The following is an 18,517-nucleotide window of genomic DNA, read 5'->3' on the forward strand; positions in this document are numbered from 1 at the left end:
AGTCATGGCATCGAATCCCAAAAAACTATTTACTCCTGAAGAATATTTAGAGTCGGAACGTCAATCCGAATATAAGAGCGAATATTTAGATGGTGAGATATTCGCCATGGCAGGAGCCAGTGAGGCGCATATTCTGATTGAAGCAAATGTGATTGCTGAGTTTAACGTCCAATTCCAAAAGAAACCCTGCCAGGTTTATACGGGCAATATGAAAATAGACCTCAGCAAGCACGGTATGTATGCTTACCCTGATGCCGTTGTGGTGTGTGGCGATCCCATTTATAGCGATAAGTACAAAGATAATTTGCTCAACCCATTGCTTATCGTGGAAATTCTTTCACCTTCAACTGAAGCCTATGATCGAGGGGAAAAGTTTTTCCGTTATCGAAAGCTGGAAACTTTCAAAGAGTATTTATTGATTTCACAACATACTCCGCATATTGATCACTATTTTAAACAGGAAACTAACAAATGGATATTATCCGAAAGCGACGGGTTGCAAGACACTCTTAAGTTACCCACACTTGAAATCACACTCAGTCTTTCTCGAATATACGAAAAGGTAAAATTCGATCAGGCTTGAAAAATAGAGAATGGAAAAGGTAGTAACCCAATCAAGAGAAATAAATCCTTATGATGAGACTTCCGAAATTTGACTACCGCGTCCCCAAAACCATTGAAGACGCGGTAAAAATAAAAGCCGCTTGCGGTAGTGATGCGATGTTCGTTGCAGGCGGCACTGACCTTTACCCGAACATGAAGCGGCGACAACAAACGCCCAAGACGGTAATTTCCGTGATGCGCCTCGCTGAATTGCATTCCATCAAAGGCGACGGCGAATCGGGCTTAACCATTGGCGCGGGCATTTTGCTCAGTGAGATTTGTGCAAGTTCACTAATCAATCAGTCACACAAAGTGGTTGCCGATGCGGCGCGCACCATTTCAACGCCGTTGCTTCGCAATATGGGAACGATTGGCGGCAATCTGCTTTTAGATACGCGCTGCAATTATTACGACCAGAATTATGAATGGCGTAAAGGCATCAACTTCTGTATGAAAAAAGACGGCGATACCTGTTGGGTCGCGCCCGGCAGTTCGACGTGCTGGGCGGTGCAATCTTCGGACTTAGTCCCGGTGATGGTGGCGCTCGGCGCGCGTTTGAAATTCGTTTCAAGCGCAGGCGAAAGAGTGGTTGAAGCCCGTGAACTTTATAACAATGACGGCATCAATTACCTGCACAAACAAGCGAATGAATTGCTTACGGAAATTTATATTCCGCCGATGAAAAATAAACATGCAGTTTATAAAAAACTCAGACGACGCGGGGCATTCGATTTTCCGGTGTTAGGAGTTGCCGCCGCCGTCGAAGTCGCGAGTGATGCCACGATTGCAGCGGCGCATATCGTTTTGGGCGGTGTCGCTCCTGCACCGGTTGAAGTCAAAGATGCTGAAGCCGTTTTAATCGGACAGGCATTTACTGAAGAAACTATCGAAGCCGCAGCCGAGGCTTGTTATCTGAAAGCCCGACCTCTGGATAACACGGATTTTGTGATGGGCTGGCGTAAACAGATGGCGCGACCGTTTGCGCGACGCGCGCTGGTTGAATTGCAATCGGCGTTATAAACATTCGGTTCGCGGCATTCAACTGCGAAAGGATTATTGTGGTCGTTTTATTTTTACTATTTATCGCCGTAGTTTTCGGATTAGCCATCGCCGGGTTTGTGACCTGGGCAATTCTCAGCGAGCGAAAGAAGAATTGAGCAGCAGCGCAAATCTTTGTGCTACTGCTCACCATCAATTATAAATTTCACGCCTGTGTGATTTCCTCAACTATTGAACAATCAGAGTCAGAGTAGCGGTTCGCGTCCTACCGGAATCGTCTCTGGCTTGAAAGGTTAATAGGTGTTGGCCAAGCGCCGCGCTGCCTTTCACCTTTAATTTGAAATTTACCCGGCTTTCCGTTGTCGAAACCGAATCACCAACTAAAACGATACCTCTGGGCAGAGGGGTCGCGGCAGTGATGGTGACGTTGCCAGTGAAACCGCCCGTGCGGTTGATGTCGGCAGCGATTTTGACCTTGCCGAATGAAGTGGTGACGGTCGGCTGGCTAAACGACAGCGAGAAATCCGGTCCTGTGGGAATGGTAACGGGCGAATACTTGACCAGAAAGGCATCGTTGCTCCCTTTGAGTTCGCGTTGAAACGCGCCTGTGGTTGTCGGGAAGGTCGAACCATCAGTGACGATACCAGAGACGAAGATGTTGCCTTGCGGGTCAACGGCGATGCCTTGCGGGAGGGTAACGCCGTCGCCGCCTAGATAAGTCGCAAACAGCACATCGTAAGTATCGGGGGCAAAGACGACGACAAAGCCGTTTTCGTTTACACCGCCAGGCGTGGACTGGGTCGGGCTGACGGTCGGCAGGTCGGTTGAGTTAGTATCGCCTGTGATATAAATAGCCCCGCGTGAATCTTTTGCCGAGGCGGATGTAAATTCGTCACGGCTGCCACCAAATATGCCTTTCGCGCTACCATTGCCGTTTTGATCAACGGGCGCAACGACAACGTCGTATCCGCCGCCGGTGGCTTGAGGCGCTACAGAAGAAGGGCTAACCAGACCGCTACCACCGGGAGGATATACGGCACTGCCCGTAAGTTGACCCATAAGTGGATCAGGGGGGGAGATTCTGTCGTATAATTCCTCTAGTATTTCTACACAGGTCGGCTCTCGCCCCAATCTGTCACGTAGTTTGTTTTGAATAGCTGCGATAGCTAAAGTCGGGTGTACGCGAACATCGGTGTAGCCGGAATCTCCAATAGAATAGGCTTGTAGTATGTTTTCCAGTTCGTCACAGCTTGGATCAGTTGCCTGCAGAGCAATGCCGCCTGTGGTTAGGTTTGTCGAGTCGCTTGCGCCGACAATCACTATCTGGTTTCCGTCGGATGAGACCGAAACCGAACTCGCTTCCTCGTCGCCATTCCCGCCAGAAAAAGTAGAGAACAACAGGCTCGTTCCGGTTGCCGAAACAACCGACAAAAACATATCGCGGTCGCCGCCGCCATAGTTTGCCTGCGTCGGATTGACCGTCGGAAAGGTCACGCTCGTGGCTCCACGCCCATCAATTGTGCCGATAAGGTAAGCATTATTCTGAGCGTCGAGCTTGAGGTCTTTGGCTTCATCAATTTGGTTACCGCCGAGAAAGCTCGAATAAATTATTCCTGTCCCGTCGCTAGTGAGTTTGGCAACGAAAGCATCAAGGCTGCCTCCCTGGGTTGATTGAAAAGCATTCCTGATAGGGAAATCGGAAGCGGCGGTTGCGCCCGCGATATAGATAGCGCCTGTCGCATCAAGGGCTATCGCATTGCCGCGACTGCCGCTGTCGTTGCCGCCGAAAAAGGTTGAGAAAATCAGCGAACCATCCGGCGCAAACTTGCTGATGAACGCTTTGTTGCTGGAGTTATTGGCTTTCGTTCCGTCAATCGGATTGCGCGTCGGAAAATCGCTCGATTGAGTTGTGCCAATAATGTAAGCGTTGCCCTCAGCGTCAACCGCCACATCGTATGCGCCATCGAAGTTGCCTGCCGCGCCGCCCAGCAATGTTGAATACACAACCACCGGATCAATCACCAGAGGCTTGCTTTCATCGTATTCGCCGAGTTCAAAAGCAACCAGAGGATTTTGGATTTTGGATTTTGGATTTTGGATTGTTGAAGGCGGAGCTACAAGTTTGTACTGTCCGGCGATTTCCTGACGCTTGCCGTTGATCTCTTGATAGATGCGCGGCGCGTGTTGTCGCAACCGACCGACGGCTGTATTTAATATTAAACCACCCGATGCATGATCTAATTCGACCCTATCGGCTCCTTCAACAGACATGGCGATCAGGCCAGGATTGGCTCCCACAGCCACTTTGAAGTCATATTCCAGTTCGCCTGCTTCGTTGCAGTAATAGATCAAATCAATGCCGGGATAGAGATTTTCATATTTGACCTTGGCGTACGCTTCGACATTCGCGCGCCATTTTCGCGGGTCGTTGCCGATGAAATAATTGGACACGCCCGGCAATTTATCAATTCCGATAATACGCGGCTCGCGGTTGCTGTTGATGGGACGCAACCCAATCACGGCGCTTTCAACCGGATGGATGATCTCCTCAGGCATCGCTTTACGCCTTGCATCTTTTGTTTCCGGGGTTTCCCTTAACTTTGGCAGACGCAGCACGGCTTCGCTTGCCGTCAGAAAGAGCGTGCTGTCTGAGGTTTTGGCGATGAAGCGCACCTCGGCGTCGGTCTGCCCGCGATTCGCCTCAAACCGCAACGGCATCTTCTTGAAAGCGATTCCTTGCGCTGTTGCGTCAACCGCCAGGCTCGGCATCGGCGAATCTGCGAAGGCAATCATTTGCGGAACCTTTTCAAGGTTGGCAGGTAGGATGACGAAAATACTCAAGATGGACAATATCAACATCAAGCTAATCGGGCGACGTAGAGATTTTTTCAAGGGTCTGCTCCTTTCAACTTATCGAATAAATGTTTGGCGTCAGGTCATTTTTTTCTTCTGTCCGATGGAGGAAATCTTGATCGGCAGTTACCTCTGCATGAAGCGTACGAAATAGGGAGTGGCGACAAATACGTTGCCCGCCACCGGCAGTCTTTACCCCGTGCGCCTTGCCCGAAGCGAGCCAGCGATAAATACTTTTGGGCGTTACCTGCGTAAGGGCGCTGGCTTGCCGAGTGGTGAGAAATTCACTGCTCAGGCGACAGATCGGGCAGAGCATCTGCGCCGGTTTTTTGATGATTCGCTCGCGCTCGAAGGCAATAATTTCAACTCGTCTCTTAATCATTAGTGGTTTGCCTCAACCCCATGAATTGGTATAATCGGCCCATCTTTATTTGGCAGCACAGACTCCAGTTCGTTTAACTTTCTGAAATCTGCAAACTGAAGCCTGCGCCCCTTTAGACAATCCCGATTCTATGAAATCAAGAAGCGCGAATCTGGAAAAGAATCGGAAAATAAACGGAAAAAATAGGATTGCCGGAGGTTATTATGGTTGTTCAGATAAATAAGGTTTATCTTCTGGACAAATACCGCCTTGAACCTGGCAAACGCCTGCTCTATTTGGACGATGCGCCGGTTCATCTGACCCCGCGCCCCTTTCAAGTCCTGGTTTACCTCATCGAAAACCGCGACCGCGTAGTGACCCGGCAAGAACTCTTTGATGAGTTCTGGGAGGGGCACGACGTTTACGATGACACCTTGAGAAAATGCGTCGGCGCGATTCGCAAAGCCTTGAAGGACAACGCCAATCAAGCGCGATTTATTGAGACGCATTATGCCGGCGGCTATCGTTACATTGGCGCGGTCGAAGAGGTCATCGAAGAAAGCTCGTCCGTCGTTGAAGTCGAAAAAATGCATGGCGTGCGCCTGGTCATCGAAGAAGAGATTCACGATTCATTACCGCCGGAAGTCAATCAACAAACCGTGACGACATCGGCGACGCCCGTAAAGGAGCCAAGACTTTCACATCGCGCCGTCGCCTTCGTGAGTTTGATTGCGGTTATTGGTTTGCTGGCGCTGGCATTTTTGCGCTTCCGCAATTCTGGCAATGCCGAACCCGATACCCAGTCAACAGCGATTCGTTCCATAGCCGTTTTGCCATTGAAGAATCTCTCGAATGATGAAGCGCAGGAGTTTTTCAGCGATGGACTCACCGAAACCTTTATCACAGAGTTGTCGAAGATTGACGGTTTGAAAGTTATCTCGCGCAATTCCGTATTCACCTTAAAAGGCAAGGATATTGACCCGCGAGAGGTTGGCAAACGACTGGATGTCGCAGCGATTTTGGAAGGCAGCGTTCGCAAAAATGGCGATACGGTTCGCGTTGATGTGCGTCTGGTGAATACACGGGATGGCAGCGTCATCTGGTCGGGCAACAACTATGACCGCGCGTTGAACGATATACTCGCGGTTCAAGACGAAATCGCCTGTAGCGTGGTTGCCGGATTGCGCGTCAAATTTTGCAAAGATGCCGAGCCGTCGAAACACTACACCAGCAATGTTGATGCTTATCAAGCCTATTTGAAAGGGCGTTTTTATTGGAACAAGCGAACCTCTGAAGGCATACGGCGAAGCGTCGACTATTACGAGCAGGCAATTGCCCTTGATCCGAATTATGCTTTGGCTTATGCGGGACTGGCGGATAGTTATATTCAAGGCATTTGGCACGTACCTTTTGATCCCACAGAGGTGCTGCCGAAAGCGAAAACGGCTGCCTTGCGGGCAATCGAGATAGATGACCAGTTGGCGGAAATTCATACGGCTCTCGCCAACGTTTATCAAATGGAATGGCAGTGGGCGGATGCGGAACGAGAGATAAACCGGGCGATTGCCCTCAATCCGGGACTTGCCAGAGCCTACCACGTTCAAGCCTTCCAGATGGATATGACCGGGCGACATGAAGAAGCCGTAGCGTCAATCAAACAGGCGCAAATACTTGACCCGTTGAATCTGGTTATCAATGCCGATATGTCGTTTATTCTTTGGAACGCAAGATATGCGGATGAAGCTTTGACGCAAGCCCTGAAAGTTGTAGAGATGGATCCGAACTTTGCTTTCGGGCATGAAAGGCTCTACGAACTTTACCTGTTTCAAGGCAAAGAAGAAGCGGCTGCCGAAGAATATTTCAAAACCCTGATGCTTGGCGGCAGGAGCGATGCGCAGGTCTTGGCTTACCGAAAAGCCTTTGAGAAAAGCGGCTGGAAGGGCATTGCTCAAAAGAGGTTGGATGAACGACTGCAAGATCAAAGGCAGGGCAAGTATAGTTCGCTAATTTTCATCGCGGGGTCCTATGCCGAGCTTGGTCAGCCGGAACTTGCATTCAACTATTTGGAGAAGGCTTACAATCAACGCAGCGCCGAAATGGGCATCGTCAAAAACTCGCCGTATTTCGCTCCCCTGCATTCCGATCCGCGCTATCAATCCCTGTTGCGGCGCATCGGATTTTCTGAATGAGACAGGCAGCGCAGGATTTTCAACGCATAAAAGAAAAGGAAGTAATAGGAATTTGCAAAAAAGAGAAGGTGAAGATTCTTTCAATACTGCAATCTTCACCTTCTCTTTTTTCAGCAGAACAGCTATTCGTACCGGAGCGATTCAATAGGGTCGAGGCGCGCGGCTTTTCTGGCGGGCCATAAACCGAAAACCAAGCCGATGCCGCACGAAACCGTGATTCCGGCAATCGGCGCCCACATCGGCACATAAACCGGCAAGATTAAATTCACCAGCATCGCCAGCAACCAACCGATGGCAATACCCAATAATCCACCAGAGCCGGTAAGCGTCATGGCTTCGATTAAAAATTGCCGCATAATATCAATCTGTCGCGCGCCAATGGCTTTGCGAACCCCAATCTCTTTGGTGCGTTCGGTGACGCTCACCAGCATGATGTTCATCACCCCGATACCACCAATGAGCAAGCCGACGCTGGAAATCGCAAACATCAAAATCGCAATGCCGCCGGTGATTTGATGGAATTTTTCAGTGATCGCGTCCGGCGTGGTGATGGCAAAATTATCGTCTTTGTTATAAGCGACATTGCGACGGCGGCGCAGCAATTCGCGAATCTCATCAATGGCGGTCAACAACTTCCCGTCTTCGGATTGCGCCATCACGAAATGGTCGTCTTCCTGCGGGTACATTTTCTTCATGGTTTGATACGGCACATAGACCGCGCGGTTTTGATTGCCACCATCGTTTTCGCTCATAAAGAAAGAGTCCTGCTTTTGTAACACGCCGATAATCGTCAGCGGCTTATCATCGACATTGATTTGTTTACCCAACGCCGGTTGTCCGGGAAAAAATTTATCGGCAATGTCTGCGCCAATCACACACACCTCAACCTTGTGCTGATTTTCAATTTCGCTAAAAAATCGTCCTTCGGCAACATGAACCGAAGCGATGCGCTCATATTCCGGTAAGGTTCCCTGCACCTGATTTACAAACAACTCTTCATTTTGATAACGCACTTTCGGGGGCATATCGGGACCGAGAAAGGGGGCTACGTATTTCACTGACGGACAGAGTTCTTTAATGGCGATGGCGTCTTCATAGGAAATCGGTTTGCGCATGCGCTCTTCGGAAGAAAGGCGACCGGTGTGAAAGCTCGGATCGAATTTATAAATAAACATTGTGTTGGTGCCGAACACTTCGATGTCTTTCTGAAATTGCTTATCGAGTCCGGCAATGAACGCAGCAATCACCATCACCGTCAAAGTGCCAATCACCACGCCGAGCACAGTTAAAATCGAGCGAAATTTATGCGCTTTTAAAGTTCCAAGCGCCATCGCGATGCTTTCACGAAAATCCTGTCGTTTAATGATTCTGTCCATAACTTCCTTATAAGGATTCAGGATTCAGGATTCAGAGCAGAAGAAACGATGAAGGCGGAAGGCTGAACGGTGAACAGAATGCGTTATGTAGTTGTTCATCGTTCATCGTTCATACTTCATACTTTCTTTCCCTGAATCCTGTATCCCGTATCCTCATCAATCTGCTCTCAACGCTTCAATGGGGTCGAGACGCGCGGCTTTCATTGCCGGATAAATACCGAAGAATAATCCGATGCTGGCAGATACGGTGAGCGCTATCATTGTCCAGAAAATCGGCAACGTAGTCGGGAAGGACAACGCATAGGTTACGATTTTAGAAACTCCGTAAGCCAGGGCAACACCTGCCGCGCCGCCAACCAATGAAAGCGTCGTAGACTCGGCTAAAAATTGTTTGAGGATGTCGCCGCGTTTGGCACCGAGGGATTTACGTATACCGATTTCCCGGGTTCGTTCGGTTACGCTGACCAGCATCATATTCATAATGACGATGCCGCCGACTACCAAAGCAATCGAGGTCACGCCGACGGCGACAATGCCGATGGTTCCAAAAATTCTATCGCGAATGCCGTTCAAGGCTTCCGATGAGACGATGCCGAAATTGTCCGGGTCTTCGTATTTTAAATGGCGTTTGGCGCGCAAGATCACCCGCACTTCATCCTGCGCCCGTTCAAGCGTCTCTTTGCTGGTCGAAGCCACACGCAAAGCGATGGTGCCGCGTGAACCATAGATATTTTGATAAGTCGAAATCGGTATGATTAAGAAATTATCCTGGGGATTGCCGAATACCGAGCCTTTTTCCTGGGCTACGCCGATAATGCGAAACGGACGACCATCGACTTTGATCTCTCTGCCGATGGGATCAACCGAAAGGAAATACTGTTTGACGATTTCATAACCGACAAAACAGACTTCATCGGCATGGTCTTCTTCGGTCTGGGTAAAAAATCTTCCCTGCTCGACTTTGGTGGAATCAATATCCAGCAGGTTCGAGGTCGCGCCTTGAATCAAAACATCCTGCAATAATTTTGAATCATATTTAATGTTGCCACGACGACGGGTTTGTCCAGCAGCATCTTTAACCACTGCCGGGTTGGTCTTTTCTTTGATGGCTTTCAAATCATCGAGGCGGATATCTTTGTTTTTACGGCTCTTTTCCATCCATTCCTGCATACTGGTGATGATGCCCATCTTATCGACGATGAAGGCATTTGAGCCGAGGTCGGAGATTTTCTCTTCAAAATAATTATTAAACCCCTCGACCATCGAGACCACGACGATGACCACTGCAACGCCGAAAATAATGCCAAGCAGTGTCAGAAATGACCGCAACTTGTGAGCCTTGATAGCTGAAAGCGCCAGACCGATTGCTTCGAGAAACTTCATCTTAACGATAATTCCAATTCTATTCGCTATTATTTCAACTTTTAATTGAGAAAGCTGAGTTCCGAATCTTAAAACGAACCGCTTTTTGGTTTAGTTCACACAAAATTTTTAGACGTTTAAATCGACACGCCGAGTGGCTTGATGGTTGGAAAAATGTTGAAAAAGATCAGCAGATTGAAAAAAGTTTTTCTCAAATACAAAAGGGCGACCGTTAGGGTCGCCCGCATCAGACAATAAACATCATCACGAATTTAATTGAGTTTTACCCCGACAGCACGCGCCTGTTCGCGAAGTTCTTCGAGTTTGCGATTGAGGTCGGCGGTTCGCAAACGGACATTTTCCAATTCATCGGTTGAAGCATATTTGTCATCGCGCAAACTGTTATTGTAAAACTCATCCCCGGTGCCCGAATTAATCAGGATGCGGCGCGAAATATCATTGACCCTGAGTTGCAACACCGCTTCGCGAGCGCGTAAATCGGAAAGTTCCTGATTCAATTCGTTATATCTGTCCTGGTAATAATCGGTGTTCGGTCTGCCGGTGCGCGTAACCGGTGACAGTTTTAAAACCCGGAAGCCTCTTGCCGCACCTTCATCGAGAACGGCGTTCACCTGCGCTTCGGCGCGCACCGCTTCGGCGCGTAGCGCCCTTAAATCTACAGTCAGTTCGCTGATGCGATTGATGGTGGTTTTATGCTCGGAACTGGAACGCGGTTCGGCGCTATAGAGGAAATTTTTCAGATTGTTGATTTGCAGTTCCGCTTCATCGGCTCGACGATTCAACTCGCGCAAACGTTCCTGCGCCGCTTTCAATCGTTCATTCCAGTTGCGCTCTTCGGCATTGGCATCCCGCTGAGTTGGCTGAGCGGGTGCAGCAGGGCTGCGTTCAGGCGCGCGCTCGATAACCAGTCTTTTGGATTTGGTCTCTTTTAAAATGTAATCATCAGTGATGACTTTAGGCGGTTCCTGAGCGTAACCAATCAGGGGTATGCCGATAAGAAATGCGAAAAATAACAGACAAAATCGGGTTGAATGTTTCATGGGTGTCCCTCCAAACTTTGAGAAACCGAAAGTATTTTTATTCTTGCCCCGTTTTCAAGCGATTCACCTTTGAATCACTTTCACACCTCCAATCATAAATGAAACGGCACAATCGTTGAAGACAGAATTTGCATTCAAAGCGAGGTTTGTCATACTTAAACCATAATTTTATCGGTAGAGTGTTGATGGAAAACGCCAATTATTAATTTCGGACATCAGGAATAAGCCGATGGGATTTGTTCATTTTGCTTTTGAATAACTTTTGAAAGAAGACAAAGCCGAATGCAAGTCAGTAATTTGATCAAACGACCGAAACTCAGAAGCATTGAAAATACCCAGATCGAGCGCCATGCCAGTTGGCTCGAATTATTTTTCGATTTGATTTTCGTGCTGGCGGTCGCGCAGGTCGCCCAATCGCTCAATCAGGATTTTACGCTTACCGGTGTATTGCGTTATCTGGCGCTGTTTGCGCCGGTCTGGTGGGCATGGATTGGTTACAGTTTTTATGCAGACCGCTTTGAAAGTGATGAAGTCATTTTCAGAGTTTTGATGTTTGCCGGAATGATGGCAATGGCTGCGGTTGCCATCAATGTTCGCGGCGCATTTAACGGTCATGATGTTTCATTCGCAATTGCTTACGTTGTAGTTCGCCTGATTTTAATTGGTCTGTATGTCCGTGCCGCTTATCACGTCCCGCTGGCGCGTCAACTCTGTATTCGCTACATCATCGGCTTCGGCTTGGGAAATCTGCTTTGGATGATTTCAATTTTTGTTCCTTCACCGGCGCATTACTGGTTCTGGGGAATGGGCTTTGTCGCCGAAGTCGCCACCGCCTTTGTCAATCTGGCAGTCGCCAAACGCACCCCTTACGATGCTTCTCACATTCCCGAACGCTTCGGCTTGTTTAATCTGATTGTTATTGGTGAAGCGATTTTAACCGGCGTCACCGGAATTCATGGAACCGATTGGCATTTGCTGTCGGCGCTGATTGCCACAGGCAGCTTTGCCATCGCTGCGGCGGTCTGGTGGTTGTATTACGATTTTGTCGAAACCTATGGCATCAGAAAAGGCTGGGTACTCGCCGGACAAGTTTATATGTATGCCCATTTCACAATTTCCGCAGGCATCGCGGCAATAGGGGTGAGCACCCAACACGCCATTAATGAAGCGCACCTGTCGTTTTTATCTACGGTCACCCGCTGGGTTTTATGTGGCAGCGTAGCCCTCTTTCTTCTCTCCATTACCGCCATCCGAATTTCGGTTCACAGTCATCACCTGCTCTGGGCGAGACTTTCAGCAATCGTTATGGCTTTATCTCTGGCAGGCTTCGGTGAATGGCTTCCGCCGTTGCTGTTAATCGCCGTACTTTTAAGCACACTGATTGGCTTAATCGTTATTGAATCAGTTAAACAAGAAGCCGCTATGGAAGTTTGCGAACTCGAACACGGCTCCCCCGATGGCAAATGCTCACATATCGGGCTAGCGCAAAATCCGACGCCGAAATCCATCGGTTGTGAAGAGTGTATCGCGGGTCATTACCAATGGGTGCATTTGCGAATGTGCCTGATTTGCGGGCACGTCGGGTGTTGCGATTCTTCAAAATTCCGCCATGCGACCAAACATTTTGAAGAGACCGGACACCCCATCATGAAATCCATTGAACCGGATGAAAACTGGTCGTGGTGTTACATCGACGAAACCTATATTTAATGGAAAAAACTCCGGCACAATCCTTCAACGCAATTTGCTATTCACCTTTCGCAATATTTTTCCGAAAAAAAAATAACCGGCAATCTATTCAATAACGCCGCTACAATCCGATAGCTCAAATTAGTAAAGGTCAAATGAATTTCTGAATCTCCAATCAATCAATTCAAAGGACTGGCAATCTACGCAGGATTGATGACTATTCATCGCATCAATCGCATCATTCCCTTGTCACAGTTAAACCCCATCTTCACCTGCTGCGTGGCATTTTCGGAATTCTGAAAATGCCACGCTCAAGTAAATCAAAAATTTGTATAGTCCCACTCGTCACCAAGGATGAGACATAAAAGCAGTATAAATTTTGAAAGGGAGGCAGCAATGAAACCAGTGTGGCGCAGTCGGACGATTCAATTATTCATTGCCTCTTTGGTACTGTTTATAATGACCACCACCCCTGCCGGTTCAATCACATTCGCACCTGGCATAGAAATCATCGAGGTTAAAAATGCCGGGGTCTCGGCCTCCGATGATGCGAAATCCATCATTCAGGTGAACTGGCGGGCAGCAACCCAGCCCGGCATCACGATTAAATCCTTCGAGGTAAATGTCGAAGTCACCTATGCCGACGGAGCAGTTGAAAAAACCAGAACTACGGTAAACGGTTCGGCGCGCAGCGCCCGCTTTGAAATCCCCACTGTTCATTTTGCAGCCGGAAAGCCGGCGGCAGAGTTGCGCGGATTTAAAGCCAGCATCGCCGCCAGTATTACAGAAACCGCCACCAAACAAGGGGTTTTCTAAATCTATCATTTGCTCTGTTCCGATGAGCAGAGTGTAAATCTTATTCGGGAAGTTCAGAAATGACTTTCCCCTCAACCCAAATATTGAAAAGGAGAATCACGATGAATCGTAAAATCATGTACGCAACTTTATTACTCGTTTTAACCGCAGCCATCGCTTTGGGCAGTCTTCACAAAACCGAAGTAAAAGCCAACAGCGAAGTAACCGCCGCTGCGCCCGCTCCGGTCTTTGGCGCATGCGATTTCTCTTATGTCAAAAACGTCAAGGTCAGAGATTTGGGGAGAAGCGATTTTGAAGTCACCTGGGAATTCGCTTCACCGGAAACCTGCCTGCAACCGCAAGCTTTCGTCGTTGAAGTCCGCGCCAAACGCAATGTTGGCGGCAATCTGCTCGGCAAAGAAATCATCAATGTCGGCGGCGGCGTACGTCGCGCCATTGCCAAATTCCGCAGCCTTGCCGGATTCGATAAGGTCGAGGCGACCGTGACCGCAACCATCTCGCTCAAACCCTTCGGTCAAGCTTTCGTTAATCTATAATCGAAACCTAAATCCACCACTCCAAACTCACAGGCATCGCGCTTAGATTCCGGGTAAGTAAGCTAGCGCATTATTGCGACAGTTATGCGATGCGTCTGCCTGTGAGTTTGAGACAAATTTTGAATCTCAAACTGAATTCAGAAAAACCATAAAACTTTAAGGAATACACCATGAGAACCAGCAAAACTAACGCTTCCAATTCAACGTCAATCGCTCTTGCAATCTGCCTGATGATGGCAATGTTCACGTTGATTTCAGCCAATGCGCTGTTTGCCAAACGCGAATTTCGCGGGCGCGCGGAAATTCAATTCTGTAAAAAAACCGCCAACGGGCAATGGGAAGTTGCCGACCGATTCATCATTCCCAATTTGCAATTTACCTTGAGCGTCGCCGATGTTGCCTTCGGTAAAGAGTTCAAAACCGAAAGCATCTGGGAAGGCACTTCCGAAAAAGGGCGTCGCATTCGCGTCAGTCTCAATGGATTGGGTAAAGCCAAAGTCAATCGTTCGGGCAACACTGCCGATTTGGAAGTTGATGTGCCATTCAACGTTACCGTTGACGGTCACACCTTTAATCAAACCTTCCATGCGACAACCGGTTCGGCACAAGGTCCATCCGGCATCCTTAACGGAAAACGCGCAGAGATTAATCCGTCCGCCAATAGCATTATTGCCATATTGATTGGCGTCAGAGAGGTGCAAGTCCCCGTTGAGTTAATTTCGGATGGCACTTCAAATACCAAAAAACCCGGCAAGCCCACGGAAACGATACTGGTGGTCGGAACCCTGACGGCAAGATTAACCACCGTCAACTGAGTTTTTCAAAACCACATTTATTGGTGAATAGCTATGAGAAGGCGAACGCAGAAAACTATTCGTGTGCTCAGGCGACCGATTGCTTTGATTGCTCTCAGTCTTGCGGCACTGCTTACCTTTTTGCCATCAGCGGAGTTTCTTGCCGCATTCGCTGAAAGCCAGCAAACGAACACTGATGAATTGAACATCACCAGCAATTTAACCGACCAGCCGATCTTGCCCGATGACAAAATCGAATTGCGTTTGAGCCGTGAGCCGCAAGCAAGCGAAGGACGTCTGGCAGTTCTCATCAATCAAATCGATTTCACCAATCTGTTTACGGTTACCGAGAAAACCCGTACCTATAATCGCAAAATTTTGCCCTTGCCTTTGGGCGAATCTCAGCTCACCATTTATCTGATTTCACCGGCAGATGAGTGGCGCGAGATTGCCCGTTTTACCTTGCAGGTCACCAATCAAAAAAAGGTTGAACCGAAATCTGCCGCATCTCAACCACTGACTTCAACCGAACCGGTTACAACCCCAATTGAAAACAAAGGCAGTGCGAGCGCCACCACCACTCAACCCGAAGCCAATTCATCGGCTAATGCAACTTCATCAACTCCCGAGGCAACCGGCGCATCCACAACCAACGACGCATCCACACCGCAAACCGATGTGCCGGACAAAAAAAGCCGATTTGAAAAACTTGATTTTCTTCCGTCAATCACCATCGGCTTTAAATCGCAATCTGCCGAATCGCATTTTCCAGACTCAACACGTCCTCAGCGTCCGACCTTTGCCGATTTAACCTTGCAGGGTTCATTTAAAACCGAAATGGCGCGCGGCATTTTTAACTCGCAAACTCAATTCGATATTGCCGGTTCAAGTTTTAAACAAGAGGCATTAAGGTTTGGCACGCTGGGCAACGATGCGCCGAATATCGATTTGTCGAGTTACCTGATGCAGTTTCAAATCAGCAAAGCCAAATTTTTTGTCGGGCATACGGGATACGGCAGCAATCGCCATCTGATTAATAATTTCTCAAGTCGCGGCATCACCTTAACGATTCCCTTCACCACGCGCTTTGATTTTTCCTTTGCGGCACTAAACGGCACCAGCATCGTCGGATTCGATAATTTCATCGGTCTCGATAAACGCAAACATCAGATGGTCAGCGGCACATTGGGTACAGAGTTTTTAGCCAAACGACCGGGCGGCGCGCGTTTGGAAATCAGTTTACTGAGCGGTTATCTGTTGCCTGTCAACAATGTCAATCAGGGAAACGTTAATGATGCAGAGCGCAGTCAGGGGTTGGGTTTTCGCTTCGTTGGCAGCGATCCCAATCAACGATTCCGATTTGATGCAGGGTTTACGCGGAGCCGGTTTTTCAATCCTGCGGATGCTCTGCTTAATCAAGGCAACGAGGTCGTGCAAACGCCTAATCTGACACGCAACGCCGAGTACCTCGAAACCGGAATTGATTTGCTCAAGGATGTCGCCATAACCAAAGATAAAAAGCTGACGTTGACTTTCAACTTCCGACACGAACGGGTTGACCCGCTCTTTCGTTCGCTCGCCGCTTCGACACAATCTGACAAAATTCAAAATCAATACGAAGCCATCGCCAACCTTGGCGACATCAATATCACGGTTTCCAATTTATTGTTTAACGACAACCTGAATGACATCCCTTCGATATTGAAATCGCTGACGCGCGCCCAACGCTACGCCGTCGGAATGCCGCTGCTCTCTCTGTTTGGCGACCCGGCGAAACCCAACCCCTGGCTACCGCGCATCGCTTATTCATTTGACCGCCTGCATCAATTCGGCGATGCGATTCCTGTCAACGGCGGCTTTGAAATCGCCGTCGATTCGATTCCCAATCAATTTGCCGATGTCCATTCGTTTACTGCGGATTGGCAGTTTCAAAAATTCCGCGCGGGCTATCGCTTCAATCGTTCATTGCAAAACAACCAGCAAACGGGGCGCGAACTCGCGGATTTACTCAACACCACGAACGCTTTTTCAATCGGCGTGAGTCCCGCCACTGTGCTCGATTTAAATTTTGAATTCAGCCGCGACAGTGCCAATAACTTTGAACAAAAGCGCATTGATAATGTTTACCGACTGGCTTCAATTATCAACTGGCGCATCGGCGGGCGTGCGGCGCTTGCCACCAATTTTTCAACCACGCTCAACGGCGACGTAGCCGAAACCACGCGCAATCGCAACATTGATTTCGATATGCAGTTTTCTTATCAACTGACGGCGGGCAAAGAGAAATTCAAAAAGTTTTCCAGCAATGCATTTATTCGCTACGTAAATCGCTATGCCCGTTCGCGTGATTTTATTTTTCAGGTCAACAATCTGACCAAAGCGCAAACCTTGAACATCGGTTTGAGTTTTACTTTCTTTTAGGATTCAGGATTCAGTTAATCGGAAAAGCTCGTTCAGATTAACGATAAAAATTCTGAATCCTCAATGCTGAATCCACATTCAGGAGTTATTAATGAAAAGCGTATTTTTACTTTTTATTTTTTTCGGTTGTCTGGTTATCTCCGCATCGGCTCAACAAATCCAGGTCAGCCCTTCAAATGTGAACGCTTATTCGCAAGGCGCGACTTCAGTATTTTTGACCTTCAGCAATGTTGGCAACAAACAACCCGTCGAAGGTTGCTGGGCGGGCGAAGTGATTCCCGCAACTCCCGATTTGGGATTTAAAGCCAATCCTGCGACGCTATTTGGTTGTCTGCCCGCGCGCTACAATCAATCAACGCCAAGCGCCAATTCTTCTTATACGGATGTCATGTCGATTCCGCCATCGGTTGCCCGACGCGCTTATCTGGATGCCGCAAATGGCACAGCGGCGACCTTCTTTTATGTGCGACGCTTCGTCAATCCTGCGGGCGGTCCCGATGAATATGTGCCTGTGACCATTCGTTTGTCGGGTAATGGCGCGGCAGTGCCTTTTTCATTGACCAATGTCAAACTTTCGTTTGCGGTTGATAAACCGGTGTTATTTTTGAAAGCCGGTGAAAAAATCCCGAAAATAAAGGCGGAAATTATTTACACGGGAACCGGGCGTTTGCAAGGTCGTTGGGAAATCGTCAAACCCGGTGAAGCGTTACCAACTGAGCGCGATTTATTAGCCGAAGCCACCTTGCCAATTCAGGAGCGCCACACGCAGAGGCGATTCACCGAACTCAGTCGCTTTAATGTCTATTTGCCGCCAACCGGAAAATTTATTTTGCCGGGACCGGAAAGTTGGAAAATGCAAAACCCCGCCGAAGGCATGTATTTAATTCTGCTGCGCATTGAAGCGAGCGACGACAAAACCGGGGATTCCGATTTGAGCGCGATTGGCGCAGGCTCGGGCATCGTGCATAGCGGCGCGGTCGCAGGTTTTCCGCTGCCGGTTTTGCGTTATTACATCGGCAGCGGCGGCGATGCCGATAAAGTGCAGGCGCAACAAAGTGGACTTGCATTGATTGCGCCGGTTGAGAACGCGGTTTTGAAAAATGCCAAAGATGCGCTATTCAGTTGGACAGAGACGAACGGCGCGGCTTTTTATCGCCTCGAAATCGAAAATGAAAAAGGTGAAAACGTTTGGTCGGCATTGTTGTTGCCGGGCGTTGGCGCTTATCGCGCGCCGTCATTTTTGCAAGAGAAAACTCAAAGCGAACTCTTGCGTTGGCGAGTGGTGGCTTTAGATCAAAGTGGCAATGTGATAATCGAAACGGCGAAGCGCGTTGTAAAAATCAGCAATTAACCGCTCCGTTTGCCTTTGCGGATGGTCGCTTGTTTGAGAGCCATACATTGCGTATCAATTTTTCTTTCAAGCTTTCTTCCTGATGCCATTCCAAGCTTTAAATGGC

The 18,517-nt window shown here is 48.6% G+C and carries 14 protein-coding genes; 9 read left to right on the top strand and 5 right to left on the bottom strand.

Going from position 1 to position 18,517, the window contains the following annotated elements; genetic code table 11:
• Positions 1-4: 4 nt before the first annotated feature.
• Positions 5-583, top strand: coding sequence for a Uma2 family endonuclease (locus tag AB1757_09700; protein ID MEW6127302.1), 579 nt, complete (start codon positions 5-7; stop codon positions 581-583).
• A gap of 50 nt (positions 584-633) precedes the next feature.
• Positions 634-1,623, top strand: coding sequence for an FAD binding domain-containing protein (locus tag AB1757_09705; GenBank protein ID MEW6127303.1), 990 nt, complete (start codon positions 634-636; stop codon positions 1,621-1,623).
• A 207-nt stretch (positions 1,624-1,830) separates the two neighbouring features.
• Here the strand turns inward: AB1757_09705 and AB1757_09710 are convergent, their stop codons facing one another.
• Positions 1,831-4,494 carry an SBBP repeat-containing protein gene (locus AB1757_09710; GenBank protein MEW6127304.1) on the bottom strand — a complete coding sequence of 888 codons (2,664 nt, stop codon included), beginning with the start codon at positions 4,492-4,494 and terminating at the stop codon, positions 1,831-1,833.
• Between the two features lie 13 nt (positions 4,495-4,507).
• Positions 4,508-4,837: a hypothetical protein gene (locus AB1757_09715; GenBank protein MEW6127305.1), complete on the bottom strand. Its 330-nt coding sequence runs from the start codon at positions 4,835-4,837 to the stop codon at positions 4,508-4,510.
• A 203-nt stretch (positions 4,838-5,040) separates the two neighbouring features.
• Between AB1757_09715 and AB1757_09720 the strand changes: the two genes are divergently transcribed.
• Positions 5,041-7,005 (top strand): winged helix-turn-helix domain-containing protein, encoded by a 1,965-nt coding sequence (locus AB1757_09720; protein ID MEW6127306.1) that lies wholly within the window; start codon positions 5,041-5,043, stop codon positions 7,003-7,005.
• A gap of 122 nt (positions 7,006-7,127) precedes the next feature.
• On the opposite strand, the gene AB1757_09725 is transcribed toward AB1757_09720, so the two are convergent.
• The 3 genes from AB1757_09725 to AB1757_09735 all read right to left on the bottom strand — a co-directional run bounded on the left by AB1757_09725 (position 7,128) and on the right by AB1757_09735 (position 10,804).
• Complete coding sequence (locus AB1757_09725; protein MEW6127307.1) at positions 7,128-8,381, bottom strand: ABC transporter permease; 1,254 nt, start codon at positions 8,379-8,381, stop codon at positions 7,128-7,130.
• 156 nt (positions 8,382-8,537) lie between these two features.
• Positions 8,538-9,764 carry an ABC transporter permease gene (locus AB1757_09730; protein MEW6127308.1) on the bottom strand — a complete coding sequence of 409 codons (1,227 nt, stop codon included), beginning with the start codon at positions 9,762-9,764 and terminating at the stop codon, positions 8,538-8,540.
• 251 nt (positions 9,765-10,015) lie between these two features.
• Positions 10,016-10,804: a hypothetical protein gene (locus tag AB1757_09735; GenBank protein MEW6127309.1), complete on the bottom strand. Its 789-nt coding sequence runs from the start codon at positions 10,802-10,804 to the stop codon at positions 10,016-10,018.
• A gap of 282 nt (positions 10,805-11,086) precedes the next feature.
• Between AB1757_09735 and AB1757_09740 the strand changes: the two genes are divergently transcribed.
• The 6 genes from AB1757_09740 to AB1757_09765 all read left to right on the top strand — a co-directional run bounded on the left by AB1757_09740 (position 11,087) and on the right by AB1757_09765 (position 18,411).
• Positions 11,087-12,514, top strand: coding sequence for a low temperature requirement protein A (locus AB1757_09740; protein ID MEW6127310.1), 1,428 nt, complete (start codon positions 11,087-11,089; stop codon positions 12,512-12,514).
• Positions 12,515-12,889: 375 nt separating this feature from the next.
• On the top strand, positions 12,890-13,309 hold the full coding sequence (locus tag AB1757_09745; GenBank protein MEW6127311.1) for a hypothetical protein: 420 nt from the start codon (positions 12,890-12,892) through the stop codon (positions 13,307-13,309).
• A gap of 101 nt (positions 13,310-13,410) precedes the next feature.
• Positions 13,411-13,845, top strand: coding sequence for a hypothetical protein (locus AB1757_09750; GenBank protein ID MEW6127312.1), 435 nt, complete (start codon positions 13,411-13,413; stop codon positions 13,843-13,845).
• A gap of 170 nt (positions 13,846-14,015) precedes the next feature.
• Positions 14,016-14,660 carry a hypothetical protein gene (locus tag AB1757_09755; protein MEW6127313.1) on the top strand — a complete coding sequence of 215 codons (645 nt, stop codon included), beginning with the start codon at positions 14,016-14,018 and terminating at the stop codon, positions 14,658-14,660.
• Between the two features lie 33 nt (positions 14,661-14,693).
• A complete protein-coding gene (locus AB1757_09760; protein MEW6127314.1) occupies positions 14,694-17,060 on the top strand; it encodes a hypothetical protein in 2,367 nt (788 codons plus the stop codon).
• Between the two features lie 91 nt (positions 17,061-17,151).
• Entirely contained in the window at positions 17,152-18,411 is a 1,260-nt protein-coding gene (locus AB1757_09765) for a hypothetical protein (GenBank protein MEW6127315.1), read from the top strand.
• The last annotated feature ends 106 nt before the right edge of the window (positions 18,412-18,517 follow it).

It is taken from the genome of Acidobacteriota bacterium, from assembly GCA_040754075.1.
Classification (GTDB): Bacteria; Acidobacteriota; Blastocatellia; order UBA7656; family UBA7656; genus JBFMDH01.